The sequence below is a fragment of the Kitasatospora albolonga genome, assembly GCA_002082585.1.
GTDB lineage: Bacteria > Actinomycetota > Actinomycetes > Streptomycetales > Streptomycetaceae > Streptomyces > Streptomyces stephensoniae.
Genome location: CP020563.1, coordinates 605006 through 621985, shown reverse-complemented (window position 1 = coordinate 621985; position 16980 = coordinate 605006). Strand labels below are relative to the sequence as shown.

The 16980-nt window shown below is 74.0% G+C and carries 11 protein-coding genes; 6 read left to right on the top strand and 5 right to left on the bottom strand.

All coding sequences use genetic code 11. The annotated features are described in order from the left end of the window. The first annotated feature begins 111 nt into the window (after positions 1-111). Positions 112-1902, top strand: coding sequence for a hypothetical protein (locus B7C62_02565; protein ARF76951.1), 1791 nt, complete (start codon positions 112-114; stop codon positions 1900-1902). 102 nt (positions 1903-2004) lie between these two features. Then, the gene (locus B7C62_02560; protein ID ARF71261.1) at positions 2005-2427 is read left to right on the top strand and encodes a hypothetical protein; all 423 of its coding nucleotides are present in this window, start codon (positions 2005-2007) and stop codon (positions 2425-2427) included. Positions 2428-2494: 67 nt separating this feature from the next. On the opposite strand, the gene B7C62_02555 is transcribed toward B7C62_02560, so the two are convergent. Next, positions 2495-4750 carry a catalase/peroxidase HPI gene (locus tag B7C62_02555; protein ID ARF71260.1) on the bottom strand — a complete coding sequence of 752 codons (2256 nt, stop codon included), beginning with the start codon at positions 4748-4750 and terminating at the stop codon, positions 2495-2497. A 388-nt stretch (positions 4751-5138) separates the two neighbouring features. Between B7C62_02555 and B7C62_02550 the strand changes: the two genes are divergently transcribed. Further along, positions 5139-5549, top strand: coding sequence for a transcriptional repressor (locus B7C62_02550; GenBank protein ARF71259.1), 411 nt, complete (start codon positions 5139-5141; stop codon positions 5547-5549). Positions 5550-5693: 144 nt separating this feature from the next. Here B7C62_02550 and B7C62_02545 read toward each other — a convergent pair whose 3' ends face one another. The 3 genes from B7C62_02545 to B7C62_02535 form a co-directional block, all read right to left on the bottom strand. After that, positions 5694-6962: a pyroglutamyl peptidase gene (locus B7C62_02545; protein ARF71258.1), complete on the bottom strand. Its 1269-nt coding sequence runs from the start codon at positions 6960-6962 to the stop codon at positions 5694-5696. A 123-nt stretch (positions 6963-7085) separates the two neighbouring features. Further along, positions 7086-7580, bottom strand: a complete 495-nt coding sequence (locus B7C62_02540; GenBank protein ARF71257.1) for a hypothetical protein — start codon at positions 7578-7580, stop codon at positions 7086-7088. 2 nt (positions 7581-7582) lie between these two features. Beyond that, entirely contained in the window at positions 7583-8806 is a 1224-nt protein-coding gene (locus tag B7C62_02535; GenBank protein ID ARF71256.1) for a monooxygenase, read from the bottom strand. Between the two features lie 248 nt (positions 8807-9054). On the opposite strand from B7C62_02535, the gene B7C62_02530 reads away from it, so the two are divergent. Next, positions 9055-9651 (top strand): TetR family transcriptional regulator, encoded by a 597-nt coding sequence (locus B7C62_02530; GenBank protein ARF71255.1) that lies wholly within the window; start codon positions 9055-9057, stop codon positions 9649-9651. A 106-nt stretch (positions 9652-9757) separates the two neighbouring features. Here the strand turns inward: B7C62_02530 and B7C62_02525 are convergent, their stop codons facing one another. After that, the gene (locus B7C62_02525) at positions 9758-10714 is read right to left on the bottom strand and encodes a hypothetical protein (GenBank protein ID ARF71254.1); all 957 of its coding nucleotides are present in this window, start codon (positions 10712-10714) and stop codon (positions 9758-9760) included. Between the two features lie 156 nt (positions 10715-10870). Here B7C62_02525 and B7C62_02520 point away from each other — a divergent pair, with 156 nt between their 5' ends. Continuing rightward, entirely contained in the window at positions 10871-12313 is a 1443-nt protein-coding gene (locus B7C62_02520; protein ID ARF71253.1) for a hypothetical protein, read from the top strand. Continuing rightward, entirely contained in the window at positions 12310-16971 is a 4662-nt protein-coding gene (locus B7C62_02515; protein ID ARF71252.1) for a hypothetical protein, read from the top strand. Before B7C62_02520 ends, B7C62_02515 begins: the two co-directional genes overlap by 4 nt. Positions 16972-16980 lie beyond the last annotated feature (9 nt).

The following is a 16980-nucleotide window of genomic DNA, read 5'->3' as shown; positions in this document are numbered from 1 at the left end:
CTGCACAGGGATGATGTGGTGCGCAAGGCCGCTGGCTATCGTCGGCCCGTGATATCGCACGAAGCGCTGACCGACCGCATCGCCCGGCCTGTCCGGGAGCGCCTCTCCCGGATGCCCCGGTGGAGCCGCCCCAGGATCGCCGGGGAGAGCGTGCTGGCCGTCGTCCTCGCCGGTGTTCCGGGGATGCTGGACGCCCTGGGTTCCGGGTTCGGCGTGCGTACCGTCCTGATCGTGACGGGCGTCGCCCTGCTGTCGCCGGCCAGGCGTGTCTTCCCGGCGACCGTCCTGGTCGCCTCCACCGTCATGGCGGCGCAACTGCCCTCGGCGGCACTCCTGTTGGTCTGCGCGAGCTGGTCGGCCGGAAGCCGCGTCACGCGCCCCGGACGCCTGGCCGCCGCCTACGGTTCCGCGCTTCTCCTCTACGCCGCGTTGTCCACCTATGAGGAGATCCGCGCGAAAGCCGAACTGCCGCTCGTCACAGGTGCCTTCAGCACGGCCGCGTTCCTCGTACTGGCGGTCGTTCCCGGGCTGATGGCCCGGTACCGGGCGCAGCGCCGTTCGCTACTGGAGGCGCTGGGGCGGACGAATCAGCAGCTCGTGCGCGAGCAGGCGATGGTGGCCCGGCAGGCGCGCCTGCTGGAGCGGGGCCGTATCGCCCAGGACATGCACGACAGCCTCGGCCACCAGCTCGTCCTGATCACCGTGCACGCGGGCGCTCTCCAGGTCGATCCCGACCTCACCGACCGCCAGCGGGAAGGGGTGGGCATCCTGCGGGACGCCTCGGTGGCCGCGATGGAGGAGCTGCGCGAGACGGTCGGCATCCTCCGTGACGACCGGGAAGACCATGACGGCCGGGAAGACCGTGACGGCCGGGAAGGTCGGGATGCCTTGGGCCGGGCCGGTGGACCGGCCGCCTCCGCGGCCGTCGGCGTCGTTCCCGTGTCCGGCGCGGGCGGCGAACAGCGGCCCGGCCGGGTCCTGGCGTCCATCGACGACCTGGTCGCGTCCTCCAGGGCCGCGGGTGCGACGGTCGAGATCCACCGGTCCGGCTCCGTACGGCCGTTGGCCCCGGCGGCCGATCACGCGGCCTACCGGGTGGCCCAGGAGGGCCTGACCAACGCCCACAAGCACGCGCCGGGCGCCCCGATCAGCCTCGCCCTGCGGTACGAGCCCGACACCTTGATCGTGGAGGTCACCAACGGGCCGCCGAAGCACGGGAGTTCGGCGGGCCCGCCGGTGGTCAGCGGTGGCCAGGGGCTGACCGGCATGGCGGAACGCATTCGGCTGGTCGGCGGCATGCTGCACACCGGTCCCACGGCGGACGGCGGGTTCCGCGTCGCGGGCATGCTGCCCTACGGCTCCGGTACGGGCTCCGGCTCCGGTACGGGCGAGGCCGGTGCCGGGCACCCGGGCGCGGTGTCCGACCGGCCCGGTCCTGAGTTCTCGGACCCGGCCGGGCCTACGTCGGCGTACGCCGGTGACGTGGCCATCGCTCCGTCCGGTGCGCGGGAGGACCGGGGGGATTTCGCCGCCATCATGAGCCGCAGGGGAAAGCTGGCCCTGGGCTGTGCGGGCACCGCCGTCGTCCTCGTGGTGGGCGTGATCGCCCTGGGGGCCTGGGGGGTGAGCGCGCTGATGGAGGAGGTGGACAAGGCCACGATTCCGCCGGAGGTCTACGAATCGGTGAAGGTGGGAGACCCTGAGGACGACGTACAGGACAGGCTGCCGGACGAGGACTCGTTCCTGACCGCCGACCTGGGCGACGCGGGCCCGCCGCTGCCCGAGGGAGCGACCTGCCGGCACTTCGCGTCCGACGACGCCGAAGACACCTCGACGATATTCCGGTTCTGCTTCCGGGACGGAGAACTGGTCAGGAAGCTGACGTTCGACGGCGACCTCTGACCCGGCCGCGCGGCGGGGGCGTCGGCAGTAACCGCTCGGCTGCCCCCTCCGGTCTCGGAGAACCCGGTTGAGCGCGTCGAGCCGGATGGGCATACTCCCGGGATGACCGACACCGGGGGCAAGGAGACCGATCAGGGCTGGGACGAACCCTGGTACCGCGTCCGCACAGATCGGTTCGAGGCGTCCTTCCTGCCCGGTGAGGGCGAAGACCTGGATGCCGTCTGCAACGTGGACGTGGAAGTACGGCTGGTGGCGGACGGCTCCCGCTGGAGCGCGACCGTGTTCACGGTCGCCGAGGCCGAGCGCCTGATGAAGAGGTGGTCGCGAACAGGCGAGGAGTTCGGCGGCAGCTACTTCTGGTGTTCTGACGGGCTGATGGCCCGGGAACCCGGTATCGACAACATGACCCAGGTCTTCGCCGACCTGCTCGACGCCGGAGACTTCACGAAGATTCTTCAGCGACTCGACGACGAGCAGCCAGCGCCCCGCTCCGGGCGCGATGGCGGTTCATCCGGTCTGTTGTGACGTGTGTGACCTGTGACGTGCCGCGGGGGCGGGGGCAGGTGCGCCCCCGCCCCCGCGGCCGGAACGGTCAGACCAGGTCGAAGCGGTCCAGGTCCATGACCTTGGCCCAGGCGGCGACGAAGTCCGTCACGAACTTCTGCCGGGCGTCGTCGCTGGCGTAGACCTCGGCGAGGGCGCGGAGCTCGGAGTTGGAGCCGAAGACCAGGTCGGCGCGGGTGCCGGTCCACTTGACCTGGCCGCTCGCGTCGCGGGCCTCGAACTCGTCCTGCGCCGACGACGTCGACTTCCAGGTGATGCCCAGGTCGAGCAGGTTCACGAAGAAGTCGTTGGTCAGCGTGCCCGGGCGGTCGGTGAGGACGCCGTGCTTCGAGCCGCCGGTGTTGGCGCCCAGCACGCGCAGGCCGCCGACCAGGACGGTGGTCTCCGGGGCGCTCAGCGTCAGCAGGTTGGCGCGGTCCAGGAGCAGGTACTCGGCGGGGAGGCGGGTGCCCTTGCCGACGTAGTTCCGGAAGCCGTCGTACGCGGGCTCCAGGGCGGCGAAGGACTCGATGTCCGTCTGCTCCTGCGTGGCGTCGACCCGGCCCGGGGTGAACGGCACCTCGACCTCGACGCCCGCGTCCTTGGCCGCCTGCTCGACGGCCGCGTTGCCCGCCAGGACGATCAGGTCGGCCAGCGAGACCTTCTTGCCGCCCTTGGCGTCGAAGGACTCCTTGATGCCTTCGAGGGCGCGCAGGACCTGGGCCAGCTCGTCCGGGTCGTTCGCCTCCCAGCCGCGCTGCGGCTCCAGCCGGACCCGGGCGCCGTTGGCGCCGCCGCGCTTGTCGCTGCCGCGGAAGGACGCGGCCGAGGCCCAGGCGGCCGAGACCAGCTGAGCCACCGTCAGGTCCGTGGCGAGGATCTGCTCCTTGAGCGCGGCGGCCTCCGCGGCGTCCAGCGGCTCCTCGGTGCGCGCGGGCAGCGGGTCCTGCCACAGCAGCACCTCGGAGGGCACCTCGGGGCCCAAGTAGCGCTGGATCGGTCCCATGTCACGGTGCGTCAGCTTGTACCAGGCGCGGGCGAAGGCGTCCGCGAACTCTTCCGGGTTCTCGTGGAAGCGGCGCGAGATCTGCTCGTACGCCGGGTCGAAGCGCAGCGACAGGTCCGTGGTGAGCATCTGCGGCTTGTGCTTCTTCGACGCGTCGTGCGCGTCCGGGATGGTCGCCTCGGCGTCCTTGGCGACCCACTGGTGCGCCCCGGCCGGCGACTTGGTCAGCTCGTACTCGTACGCGAAGAGGTTGTGGAAGAACTCGTTGCCCCACTTGGTCGGGGTGCTGGTCCAGGTCACCTCCAGACCGCTGGTGATGGCGTCCCCGCCCTTGCCCGACTTGTACGAGCTGCGCCAGCCGAGGCCCTGCTCCTCCAGCGGGGCGCCCTCGGGGTCCGCGCCGACGCTCTCGGCCGGGCCCGCGCCGTGCGTCTTGCCGAAGGTGTGGCCACCGGCGATGAGGGCGACGGTCTCCTCGTCGTTCATCGCCATCCGGCGGAACGTCTCACGGATGTCGCGGGCGGCGGCGATCGGGTCCGGGTTGCCGTTGGGGCCCTCCGGGTTGACGTAGATCAGGCCCATCTGGACCGCGCCGAGCGGGTTCTCCAGCTCACGGTCGCCGGTGTAGCGCTCGTCGTCGAGCCAGGTGGTCTCCGGGCCCCAGTAGACGTCCTCCTCCGACTCCCAGACGTCCTCGCGGCCACCGGCGAAGCCGAAGGTCTTGAAGCCCATGGTCTCCAGGGCCACGTTGCCGGTGAGGATCAGCAGGTCGGCCCAGGAGAGCGCCTGGCCGTACTTCTTCTTGACCGGCCACAGCAGACGGCGGGCCTTGTCCAGGTTGCCGTTGTCCGGCCAGCTGTTCAGCGGGGCGAAGCGCTGCTGACCGGCGCCCGCGCCACCGCGCCCGTCGCTGATGCGGTACGTGCCGGCGCTGTGCCAGGCCATCCGGATCATCAGCGGCCCGTAGTTGCCGAAGTCGGCGGGCCACCAGTCCTGCGAGGTGGTGAGCACCTCGGCGATGTCCCGTTTCACGGCGGGCAGGTCCAGCGCCTGGAACGCGGCGGCGTAGTCGAACTCCTCACCCAGCGGGTTCGCCACGGCGGGGTTCTTGGCGAGGATCTTCAGGTTGAGGCGGTCCGGCCACCACTGGCGGTTGCCCCCGCCCTGGGTGGGGTGCGGCGCGCGGCCGTGGGCCACGGGGCAGCCGCTCGCCTGCGCCTCGGGCACCTCGGGGATGGCCGTCTCGGGCGAATCCGGGGTGACGGGGTCGAAGACGTGAGACTCGTGGTTCTCGGTCATGGGAAATCCTTCCGGACCCGGCGGGTCGTGGGAGCGCTGAACGGGGGAGGAGGATTCGGGCCGTGCAGAAGGGGCACGCTGAGAGCCGGGACCTCGCCGCAGGCCGTTCGGGCGCCTCGCGGATCACCGGACCGGACGGTCCCGGGCGATGCGACGAGGACGGCGCCCGGCGGGCGGGCGGCGGGCACGGTCGGCCGACGGTGTCCCGTCACGTGTCTCTGCTGCCGTACCGGAGCCTTCCTGTCTCTTGGATGTCGCCAGGATCGATCCTACGATGGACTTCGTCCAAGTCAAGAACTGCACTAAAATCATATCGGCTGGGGCGCGTCGTCGTCGGACTCCTTCACGGGGCCGCGCGTCCCCCGTGAAGCGGAGCGGGTGATACGGGATGAGCGACCTCCTTCAACGGCTGCGGGGCCGTGGCTGGCGGCTGACCTCGCAGCGGCGTGTCGTCGCGGAGGTCCTCGACGGCGACCATGTCCACCTGACGGCCGACGAGGTGCATCTGCGGGCCGCCGCGCGGCTGCCCGAGATCTCCCGCGCGACCGTCTACAACACGCTGGGGGAGCTCGTCGCGCTCGGCGAGGTGCTGGAGGTCTCCACCGTGGGCCGGGCCAAGCGCTACGACCCGAACGCGCGCCGCCCCCACCAGCACCTGGTGTGCTCCGGCTGCGGCACGGTCCGTGACGTCCACCCGGCAGGCGACGCCCTCGGCGATCTGCCCGAGACCGAGCGGTTCGGGTTCACCGTCGGCTCGGTGGAGATCACCTACCGCGGGCTGTGTCCGGCCTGCGCCTGACCGCTGTGTATCCGGTGCGTATCCGGGTCCCGTATCCGCCGTGCCTCCCCGGGCCGGACCCTGCCCGAGGCAGAAACGGGGTGACGTACGAGCAGCGGTCACGCGGCACGACGGCGACCCGCGAAAGCCGGTCGCTGAGCGAGCTCAGGGCGCCGCACCCACCGCCGTCCTCACCAGCGCCCGTATCTGACGCACGATGTCCGCGCGGTTGCGCTCGAACTCCGGGTCGGTGACCCCGCCCGTCGCCGGGTCCGTGTTCCCCGCGCCGAACTGGAGCACCGGCGTGTGCAGATGGCCGCCGGGCAGCTTCGCCAGCCCCAGCCGGTCGCGCAGCAGAGTGGCCCGGTAGGCGATCTCGTTGGAGAGGTAGTCCCCGCCGCCACCGGCCCGCGCGGCCGAGCCGGGGGTGGGCCCGTCGGGCCTGGTCACCGGCCGGTCCGAGCCCGCCGGTATCTCGGTGACCTCGGTGTTGTCGTACACCGGGAAGCGGCCCGTGTCCGCTTCGGTGAGCTCACGGTACGGGAGGGTCGTGGACGTCCACTGCGGCTGCGACGCGGGGTCGGTGACGGGAACGGTCCCCGTGCGCGACAGGTTCTCGTTGTCGGGGAAGCCGCCCCGCCAGGCGCCGTTGGTGCGCTCCACGTCGAACCGGCCCTGGCGGCCCTGGCTGATGGTGGCGAACACGTCCAGGTGCGGCAGCTGCCGGGCGAGGGCCCGCTCGACGGCCCCCTCGGCGAAATCCGTCCAGCGCACCGGGAAGACGACGGCCTCGATCCGGGCCGGTCCCTCGGCGGTCCGCACCAGGGTGCCGTCCAGCGCGAGCACGCTCGCCCCCGAGGGGTTGCCGATCCGGACGTCCCTGTCGAGTGTGAACGGGTCGAAGCCGGTGACGAGCACCCGCTTCACCTGACGGCCCGGGCGGCGGATGTCGTCCTGGCCGCGCGAGGAGGTCTCCAGGGCGGTGTGCAGGGCCCCGCGCTGCCGGTCGTCCAGCCCGAACCGAGGTGTCCACGTACGCAGTTCACGGCTGAGGGCGAGCCGGGCCCAGTACAGCGGGCGGTCGTCGCCCCGGCTCAGGTCGCCCGTGGCCGGTCCGCGCCCCTGGGCGCGGTCCACGGCACGCTTCCACAGCGCCGAGGCGTGACGGGTCACCGCCCGTTCCGCCTGCGCGTAGCCGCGGGAGCCCTCCAGGGCCCGGGCGAAGCGCGGGGCGAGGGCGTCGAATCCGCTGCGCCGCAGGATCTCCCGTGGGGCCGCCCGGTCGAGGCGCTCCTCCTCGACGGTGAGCCGCGCGGTGCCGGAGGCGGTGCCTGCGGGCGACGCCGTGGCGGGGAGGGCGGAGCCCGCCAGGACGAGCAGGAGCGCCACGCCCCCGAGGCTGAGCCGGGCGGGTGCGGATAACTGGTGTGTCACGGGGGCCCTTTCGACGGAACGGCCGGTCCCGCGCAGTATCGCGGCAGCACCGGAGGCGACGCCATGGGGCAGGGGGTGCTCCCGGTACGGCGGGGGCGGCACGGTCTGCCGCCCCCGCCGGTGTCATGCGCCTGCGGCCGCGCGGGCGGTGGGAGCGGTACGGGCGGCGGCCCTGCGCAGCGACAGGGCGAAGGCGCAGCTGGTGACGGTGAGGACGGCGATCGGCGGAACGGGCAGCAGGAGCAGCGCTGTCGCCAGCGCGGCCAGGGAGGCCGCCAGGGCGATCCATCCGAAGGCCGTGCGCTGCTCCACCAGGGCAGGGGCACGGCGGACGGCGGTGAGGAGGAGCAGGCCGCAGGCGATGTTGAAGAGAGCCATCGCGACGCTCATGCCGTTGGTGACGTCAAGGGTGGTGCGCTCCAGGCCGAACAGGGCGAACGTCGACTCCCGCATGGCCCTGTCCGCCGCGTCCTGCTCCGGCGTCCGGGCGGCCGAGGCCGTGACGGCGGAGAGGGCGAGGTGGCCGAGCCCGAGGAAGACGAACCCGTACGCGCCCACCTTGAAGGGCCGCACGGGGGCCGCCGGGGAGAGGGGGCGGGGGGTGGACGTGCTGGTCATGGTTACTGCTCCTTGATACCGGTGGAAGGGGGCGTGACGGAGGCGGGGCCGGGCGGGGGCTGCCAGCCGAGAACCGAGTCCAGGGCCCTCGATGTGACCCCTCCCGGCGTGGCCCGTACGGCGAGGTTCCGGACGGAGACGGCGAGAGGATGGGAGAGCAGCGCGAGCGCCCCCAGGCGTCGGGAGTGGCGGCTGATCCGGGTGGTACGCCGGTGTCTGGCCTCCGTATAGGCGGCGAGCGCGGCCGGTACGTCGGCGTCGGCGTCGGTCGCGAGGAGGTGCGCCACGACGACCGCGTCCTCGATCGCCTGGCAGCCGCCCTGCCCCAGGTTGGGCGTCATCGCATGGGCGGCGTCCCCGAGCAGGGCCACCCGGCCGGAGTGGAACCGGGGGAGGGGCGAGGCCAGTTCGTGGAAGTCGTGGTGGAGTACGTCCACGGGTCCGGGGCTCCGTCGGCCCAGCCGGTCCAGCAGCGCGGGTATCGGATCGTGCCACCCGCCGAAGCGCCGGGTCAGTTCCGCGAGGTGGTCGGCCTGCTTCGTACCGGGACGAGGGCCGGGGCCGGTGGCGGCGGTGGCGTACACGTAGATCCGGCCGTCGACGAGAGGGACGATGCCGAACCGCTCCGCCCGGCCCCATGTCTCGGTCGCTGTCCGCGCGGGCGGGCCGTCGCCCGGCAGCACCGCTCGCCATCCGGCCTCACCCGCGTGCCGCAGACCGGGGTGCCGGGGAAAGAGCTGCCCCCGGAGCGTGCTGCGCAGGCCGTCGGCCGCCACGACGGCATCGGCACGCAGGTCGCCCGCCGACGTACGGACGACCACCGCGTCCCCGGAGTCGTCCACACCGGTCACCGACACGCCGAGGCGCAGGGTGCCGGGCGGCAGGGCGGCGGCGAGGGTGTCGGCCAGGAAGGCACGGTGCACGGCGCGTGCGGGCAGCCCGTGCTGCGAGGACGCGGCACCGGTCCGGCTCAGCCAGCCGCCGTCGGGGGTACGCACCCCGACCTGACCGGCCAGGGCGGCGCCCGCCCACACCTCGGGGCCCAGGCCGATCGAGTCCAGGGCCCGCAGGGCGTTGGGGGCGAGGATGATCCCGGCCCCGACGCCCGTGAGCACGGGAGCCCGTTCGCACACGGTCACCCGCCAACCGCGGCGGCGGCTCAGAGCCACCGCCGCGGTCAGGCCCCCGATACCGCCTCCGGCCACAACAGCATGACGAACACGCACAGCGACTGCCTTTCTCGTCTCGCTCATCGGGTGCGCCCCCGGAACTCGCCGGGTGTGCACCGGAACCCGCCGATGGGTCCCTCGGACCCGCCGAGGTGCCACCGGAGCTCACCGATGGGCCCGTTGGACTCACCTGGGCGCCACCGGAGCTCGCCGACGGGCCGTCGGAAGCCGCCGGGGCACCACGGACACCGCCTCTACATCTGTAGAGGTCGATGTTCGTCACTCTACATCTGTAGAGTGGTGGTGTGTCCCTCCCCGAACGCCGAGACCTGATCTCCGACGCCGCCATCAGCACCGTGGCCTCCGCCGGTCTGCGCGGTCTGACCCATCGCGCGGTCGACACCGCCGCCGGGCTGCCGGCCGGCAGTACGTCGTACTACTTCCGCACGCGGAGCGCCCTGATCAGCGCCTGCTATCTCCGCCTGGCCGAACTGACGGTCGCCGACGTGGACCGATGGGAAGCGGAGCACGGTGATCCGGGCCCGGACCTCGACCGGGACGCCGTCGCGGAGGCGTTGGCCGCGCTTCTGCACCACTGGCTGACCGTGGGGCGGGACCGGCAGCTCGCCCGCTTCGAGCTCAGCCTGGAGGCGACCCGCCGTCCGGAACTGCGTGCCGACCTGGAGGCCGCCGGTCTCGCCGCACGCTCCAGGGCCGCCGGTCTGCTGGCGGCGCTCGGCGCCCCCCGTCCGGCGGAGGCGGCGGACCTGCTCGTGGCCTGGACCGACGGTCTGCTGTACGACCGGCTCGCCGGGGCACCGGCCGCAGGCCGCGCGGTGCCCGATGTGGCCGAACTCGCCCCGGTCGTGCGGCGGATGCTCGCCGCCGTGCTCTCGCCCTGACTCCGGACCCGGCCCTGACCCCGGCCCTGAAGCGCGGACCGCCGCGCCGTGCCCCGTACGTTCCGGAGCCCGTACCGGCGGGGGAACGCCGAGGGCGGCGGGCGGCCTACTGGGGCTGGGCCGGGTCGGGCGGGGTGGCGATCTGGCCGGTCGCCGTCAGGGCCAGGCGGGAGAACAGGTTCCCGGAGAAGCCGAAGAGCAGCGCGGTCGCCATGGCCACCGGCCGGTCGGGCGCGTTCCAGGAGTTCTCCAGGAAGACCTCGCCGAGGACGCCGAGTTGGGGGTCGGCCAGCATCCGGATCAGGAGCAGGCCCCCGGTGGCGGCCAGCGCCCCGCCGACAGGCGCGAGGACCAGGACGCCCCAGGACGAGTGCCGTTGCGAGCGCATCACGCCGACGACGGGGGAGAGGAAGCCGCCGAGCGCCCCCAGCAGCATCGTGGTCGTATGGCCCAGCGCCAGCCCGACCAGCAGGAGCGCGCCGAGGCCGGTCAGCGCCAGCCACAGGGCGATGCGCTGCTGCTCGTACTCGTGCTCCGCCTCGCTGTCCTCACGCTGGTGCAGCAGTTCGGTCACGGCCAGAAGGAGCGCCTGGGTCTGCGGGGATTCCGGCGGGTGCGCCGCCAGCCGTGCGGCGAGATCGGCGTCACCGGGGCGCTGGGCGGCGAGCAGCGCGAGGCGGGCCGACTCGAGCGACGCGGCGCGTTCCACCGGCGTCTCCAGCTGGAGCAGCCGTCGTTCCGCGCTGTGCAGGGCCCGCCAGGCCGCCGCCAGCTTGGACAGCGGAATGGCGACCACCCAGGAACCCCGGACCAGCCGCCAGACCACCGTCCTGCCCAGCTCCAGCTCGTCCAGCCGACTGCTCAGGGCCCCCAGTGACGCGGCCCTCCCGGAATCCCCGGGCTCCGTGCCCGCCAGCACGGCGGCCCGGGTGCGGCAGTCCCGTATGCGGGTCTCGAGCAGCCGGAAGCGCGGAGCCGCGATCAGCCCCCTGCTGGTGATGTAAACCACCGTCAGATAGCAGACGCAAACAAGCGCCAGCATCCACCGCTCGTCCCGGACCATGGCACCCCACACGCCGCCGCCCCCGTTCCCCCGTGCCCGGGCCGGTGCCGGGGGAGGCGGCGGCCGGAAGGCCGGTCCGTCTCGAAGATCTCCGGCAGACTCCCGTGCTGATCCGACAACTCCCTTGCGGAGGTGCGTCGTGAGTATAGTCGGCGCATGAAGCCGCCCGACGGTATCGGTTTACCGTTCGTCCGTTCCGATGCCACGCACGACGCAGTTCTCGTCATCCCGGGGATCATGGGAACCCGGCTGGCCGAAGCCGCCACCGGCAAAGAGCTCTGGGGAATGCGCAAAGCCGCCGAGTACGCGGGCCGGTGGGATCTGGAGGGCGGGATGGACGCCCTCGCCCTCAGCCCGGCGGAACGCGAGGGCCGGTTCGGGCGGATCGTGCCCAAGGGCATCATCAGAACCCCTTCCTGGGCACCCCTCCTGGGCGGTGTGGAACCCTACGACCGGCTGCTGAAGAGGCTGCGCACCGTGGTCGTCCACCCCGACGCCATCGCGGAGTTCGGGTACGACTGGCGGCTGCCGACGGAGTACAACGCCGGACGGCTGGCCGAGAAGATCGAACGCCATCTGGCCTTCTGGCGCGAGCACAAGGAGTCCAAGGCCGCGCGGCCGTTCGTGCCGGACGGAAGGCCCCCGGGAATGGTGCTCATCGCCCACTCCATGGGCGGGCTGGTGGCCGCCGCCGCCTCGCTCATCCCCGGGGCGATGGCGGACGTGCGCGCCGTCCTCACCCTGGGGTCCCCGTTCCACGGAGCGGTCAAGGCGGTTCAGGTGCTCAGCGCGGGGCGCGGGCTGCCCGGCCTGCCCCGGAAGAACCTCCGGCGGCTCGCCCGGACCCTCCCGGGCATCCACGACCTGCTGCCGAGCTACCGCTGCCTGGTCGTGGGCGACGACGTGGTCCCCCTTGACGCGGCCGCCGTGGAGTCGCTCGGCGGGGACCGCGAGCTGGCACAGCGGTCGTTCGATCTGCACGCCCGGCTGCGGACCGCGGTGCTCCCGGGCCACCGGATCGTCCAGGGCACCGCGCAGCGGACCCTCCAGTCCCTGCGGATCAGCGCGGGCGAGGCCGAGTTCCTCCGCGTCGGCTTCACCCGGCACAGCGACGGCGCCCTGGTCCGCGACCCGGTGAGCGGTGCCCCGGTCACGACGGACCATGGAGGGGACGGCACGGTCTTCCGCCACGCCGCCTCGCACGGGGACGTGACGGCGATCCCGGTGGCACAGCAGCACACGGCGCTGCCGAGGACCGGCTCCGTCATCGACGTCGCCTGCGGCATGCTCACCGGCGCGGCCCACAGCGGGGCGCACCTGGCCGGGGGCGATCTGGGCCTGGAGGTCCCCGACACGGTCGGTGCCGGTGAGCCCTTCGAGATCCTGGCGCGCACCCGGCGGCACAGGGACGTCACCTTCACCGTCGAGGACCCCTACGCCCCCGAACCGCGCGCGAGGGTGATGGGCTCCCGCATGGAACGGGTCCGGGGCGAGGAGGACCTGTGGCGCGCCCGGGCAACGCTCCCGTCGCCCGGCCTCTACCGGATCGGGGCCGGCAGCGGCGGCGACCCCGTCACCCGACTGGTCATGGTGGTGTGACCGGCCCGGGCCAGGGCTTCGACATAGTCGGGCTGCCGATGGACACCTACGTCGACTCCGTCGACTGCGCGGACATCGAGGCGACCGCCGAGGTCGAGGCCATCGCGAAACTCCTCGAACCCTGGGGAGGGGAACCGGTCCCCTGGGAGACACCGAGGCGGACGCTCTCGGCGGTCAGCGCACGGCTGGGCTCGTGGTCCCGGCAGGACGACCCGCGCAACTCCGTCCTGCTGTGGGTGGGACACGGCAACAGCAACGACCAGGAGGCGTATCTGGTCGTGCGGGGCGACGAGACCAACGACCGCGACGACGAGCTCACCCCGGCGGCCATGGCGCGGTATCTGGTCGACCGGTTCCGGACGGACGACCCGTACTGGGTCGTCGTGGTGGTGGAGGCGTGCGGCGCCGCGCTCTTCGTCGACCTCCTCCAGGCGGAACTGCTGCGCCGGGGCGCCGCGGAGCGGATTCTGCTCATCGGCTCCGGGGCGCGGCAGGGCAAGGGCTATCTCGCGGCGTTCCGCGCGGTCCTGGCCAAGGTGATCGACGACCTGAACGGCAATGACTCCTACATCGGCCTGCGGGACCTGGGGCAGCGCATCGAGGACCTGCTGCTGCCGGGGAGCGTCCTCGCGAAGGGGATCGGGGGAGCACGGCTGGTGCGGACGTCACCCCCCGTACCGCCGGTGACCATGACGCTCGACGATCTGTCCCGGCCGGGCGCGGCCGGGACCACCGCGCCCACCGGTCCGCAGGCGGGGCCGTCGACCGGCCCGCCCGCCTCCGGGCTGAGCGCGCCCGGCGGCGAGCTCTCCCGGTTCTTCGTCGGCCGGGCGGCCGACCGCACGGCGGTGACCCGGTGGCTGGAGGAGCACGAGCACGGTCTGCTGGCGGTCAGCGGGCCGCCCGGCTGCGGGAAGTCCGCGTTCCTCGCCGACCTGCTGCGCCGGGGCCCGGCGGGGGAGCCGGGGGCCGACGTGGCCCTGAACCTGACCGGAGCCTCGATGTCCCAGGTGGTCGACAGCCTGGCCGGGCAGTTCGGTACGGAGATCCCGGCCTGGACGGTCAGCGACGACCCCCGCGTCGAGGACCTCCTGGAGCGGATCGACCGCATCGACCGCGCCCCGGAACGCCGGACGACCATGGTCGTCGACGCCCTGGACGCGGCCGTGGACCCGGGGCGCATGGCGTACCTGCTGCGGGAACTGGCGGCCCGGCCGGGCATCCGCGTCGTCGTCGGCACCCGGCCCTCCGCCACGGACGGGCTCGACCGCCCGCCGTCACCGGTCGAGGACCTCCTCGACGCCCTGGGCCGCGGGGAGGCCGGGGTGACGGTGCACCGGCTGGCCCGGGACCCGCAGGACCTCGCGGAGTTCGTCCGCCACCGCCTCCTGTCCGAGCGGCCGGGCTTCGCCGGGACCGGGGTGGACCTCGGCGAGGCGGTGGCCCGTACGGCGGCCCTGATCGGCGCGCAGACCCCGGTGTCCGGCAGCGAACGGGACTTCCTGCACACCGTCCTGGTGGTCCACGAGATCATCGCCCGGCCGGAGCTGCTGGAGGAGGAGCACCGCCACGGACTCGCCGAACTCGTCGGCCGGGACCACCGCTCGCTCTTCGGCGCGGTCGTCGACCGGCTGGAAGGCGTGCTCCCCGGGAGCCGTGCGGTGCTGCGCGCCCTGGCCTTCGCCCAGGGGCGGGGGCTTCCCCGGGCGGAGCGGATCTGGGCGACGGTGGCCTCCGCGCTCGGCGGGGCACCGGTGGACGCCCGGCTCCTCGCGGACGTGGCCGTCGCCGCGGGCCCGTACATCATGCTGGACGCCGAGGACGGCCAGGCCGTGTACCGGCTGGCGCACGGCGCCTTCCGGGAGGTCCTCCTCGACGGACCCGCTCCGCACGAGCCCGCGACCGCCCACGCCGAGGTCACCGAGGCGCTCGTGCGGCTGACGGCCGCCGCGGAGGGGGAGGACATCGCCTCCTGGCGGCCCCACCCCTATCTGATCCGCCACCTCGCCGACCACGCCGCCGCCGGTGGCGCCCGGGGCTGGGAGGCGCTCGCCGCGAGCCCCGGCGTGCTCGACCTCCTCGATCCGGCGGCCGTGGCGGGGGCGGTGCTGCGGTTCGGCGTACGGCTGGGCTCGCTCCCGCCGGCCGTGGCGGGCACCCTGGCCACGGCCCACCTCGCCCTGCTCGGCACCGGCGCCGACCGGCGCGGCCTGCGGGAGCTCGGCATGGGCGGAACCGTCACCGAGGGGCCGCTGCCCGGGCCTTCCGGCGCCGCGGTTCCCGGGCACCCCGGTGCTGCGACTGCCGGGCTGCCTGGCGTCGCGGACGCCGGGTCTTCCGAATCTCCCGTTGTCCGTACGGTCCCGGGGCTGCCCGGTGCCGTGGAGCCCGGCTCTTGCGGGGCTGCGTCTTCCGAATCTCCCGCTGTTCGTACGGTCCCGGGGCTGCCCGGCGTTGCGGACGCCGGGTCCTGCGGCGCCGCGCCTTCCGAATCTCCCGCTGTCCGTACGGCCCCGAGGCTGTCCGGCGTCGCGGACGCCGGGTCCTGCGGTGTCGCGGTTCCCGGGCCTTCCGGTGTCGCGCCCTCCGAGCCCCCAGGTGCCGCGTCCTTCGAGCCTTCCGATGCCGCGTCTCCCGACCTCTTCCGCGTCGCGGGCCCCGAGCCCTCCGGCGCCGCGTCCCCCGAATCCCCCGGCATCGCGGCCCCCGGACCCTCCGGCGCCGCGTCTCCCGGACCACCCGCCGCCCGTACGGCCCCCCAGCCGCCCGCCCGTTCGACGGACGCCTGGTCCGTCCGGTGGGCGGCGATGCCCTCGCACGTCCCCCATGTCGTCCTCGCGCGGCTGCGCCACCCGATGCGCTCGGTCGTTCCGCTGTACGGGGCCTCCGGACGCCGACTGGTCGTCGCCGCGGGCGACGCGGGTCTGGTCCGGGCGTGGGACCTCGGTACGGGACGGGAGGCCCTCCCGCCGCTCAGGGCGGCCGGGACCTCCGCGGTGCAGTCGGCGCTGGCCGCCCTCGGACCGGAGGGGTGCCAGGACCTCCTGGCCGCCGCCGGGGAGGACGGCGTACTGCACCGCTGGGACCCGGGGACCGGCGAGCTGCTCCCGGGCCCGGTCCCGCTCGCCACCGGCCGGGCCACCGCCATGGCCCCGCTCGGCGGGGTTCTGGCGATCGGCGACGGGCAGGGCCGGATCGGGTGGGTCGACCCGGGGACCGGGGAGGCGGTGCACCGCCCCGGCATCGGGCACCAGGGGCCGGTGCAGGGCATGGCGGTCTACCGCGCGGGGCCGGACGCGGATTCCGAACGGCTGGTCTCGGTGGACGCCGGGGGGTGCGTGATGGTCTGGCGGCGCGGGCGGCGGCACCCGGTGCGGTCCTGGCAGGCGGACCCGGTCACCGTCCACGGGGTCGCGGCCCTCGTCGGCCCGGAGGGCGAGCCGCTGGTGGCCACGGCGGGCGAGGACGGGAACGTAACGCTGTGGGACCCGGAGTCCGGCACGCCCGCGGGCGATCCGCTCACCGGCCACGAAGGCGCGGTGAACGCGGTCGTCCCCGTCACGGGGCCGGGTGCGGTGACCCTCCTCGCCAGCGGCGGGAAGGACGGGACGCTGCGGATCTGGAACCTCTTCCCCGACCGGTCGGAGCTCCTCCGGCTGACCGGGCACAGGGGCCCGGTGAACGCGGTGACCGGCGTGGCCGGGCCGGAGGGCGCGGTCCTGCTCGCCACGGCGGGCCAGGACCGCAGCGTCCGGCTCTGGGATGTCCGGGGACCGTACGCGCCGAGGACCGGCGACTCGGGGCCGGGGCAGGTCAGGACGCTGGCCCGGATGGCGGTACCGGGCGGGCGCCCCGTCCTCGCGGCCGGCACCGGCGAGGGGATCGTCTGGCGCGACCTGCACGACGGGCGCCGCCGCTCCGGGTTCCCCGGGGTCCGGGGCGGCGGCGAGGTCGCCATGACGGCGGTCAGGGGCACCCGGGGCGAGGAGTTCCTGGCCGATGTGGGCGAGGACGGCCGCATCCGGGTGTACGACGTCCTCGGCGTCGAGGACGTCCGGGAGATCCGCCCGCCCGGCTCGCCCTACGGGGAGGGTCCGGGATTCCGGCTGGTGGCGGCTGCCCCGGAGCCGGACGGGACGGATCTCCTCGCCGCTCTGACGGACTCCGGTGAGCTCTGCCTCTACGATCCCCGCGACGGCCGACCGCGCTCCCGGACCGACACCGGACTCCCGGGCCCCTTCACCGCGATGGCGGCCCTGTCGCGCCGGAGCCGGAGCGCCGGGTTCGCCATCGCCTGCCGCAACGGCACCGAGATCCAGCTGTTCGACCCGGCGACCGCCCGCCGCTTCCCCCGGGCGCGAGGAGGAACGGCCGGACAGGTCCAGGCGCTCGCCGTGGCCGGGGGCACCGGCGGCATGCGGCGCGTTCTCGTCTCCGGCGGCTCGGACGGCGCGCTCGACCTGTGGGCCCCGGCGGGGCTGCGGCTGCTGCACACCGTCCGGCTGGGGGTACGGCCCCGGGCCCTGGCCGACGCCGGGGACGGCGCACTGGCGGTGGGTACCCAGGAAGGCGTCCTCGTCCTCACGCTCAACCCCGGGCTCCACACGCCCGGCCCCGGTCTTCTCACGCTCAACCCCGTTCCCCTCTCCGGAGGTTGAGCTGACAAG

Bases quoted from the DNA above. Each gene is read 5' to 3' on its own strand.
- B7C62_02520 (ARF71253.1), top strand. From the start codon at position 10,871: ATGAAGCCGCCCGACGGTATCGGTTTACCGTTCGTCCGTTCCGATGCC.
- B7C62_02525 (ARF71254.1), bottom strand. From the start codon at position 10,714: ATGGTCCGGGACGAGCGGTGGATGCTGGCGCTTGTTTGCGTCTGCTAT.
- B7C62_02540 (ARF71257.1), bottom strand. From the start codon at position 7,580: ATGACCAGCACGTCCACCCCCCGCCCCCTCTCCCCGGCGGCCCCCGTG.
- B7C62_02560 (ARF71261.1), top strand. From the start codon at position 2,005: ATGACCGACACCGGGGGCAAGGAGACCGATCAGGGCTGGGACGAACCC.
- B7C62_02555 (ARF71260.1), bottom strand. From the start codon at position 4,750: ATGACCGAGAACCACGAGTCTCACGTCTTCGACCCCGTCACCCCGGAT.
- B7C62_02550 (ARF71259.1), top strand. From the start codon at position 5,139: ATGAGCGACCTCCTTCAACGGCTGCGGGGCCGTGGCTGGCGGCTGACC.
- B7C62_02565 (ARF76951.1), top strand. From the start codon at position 112: ATGCCCCGGTGGAGCCGCCCCAGGATCGCCGGGGAGAGCGTGCTGGCC.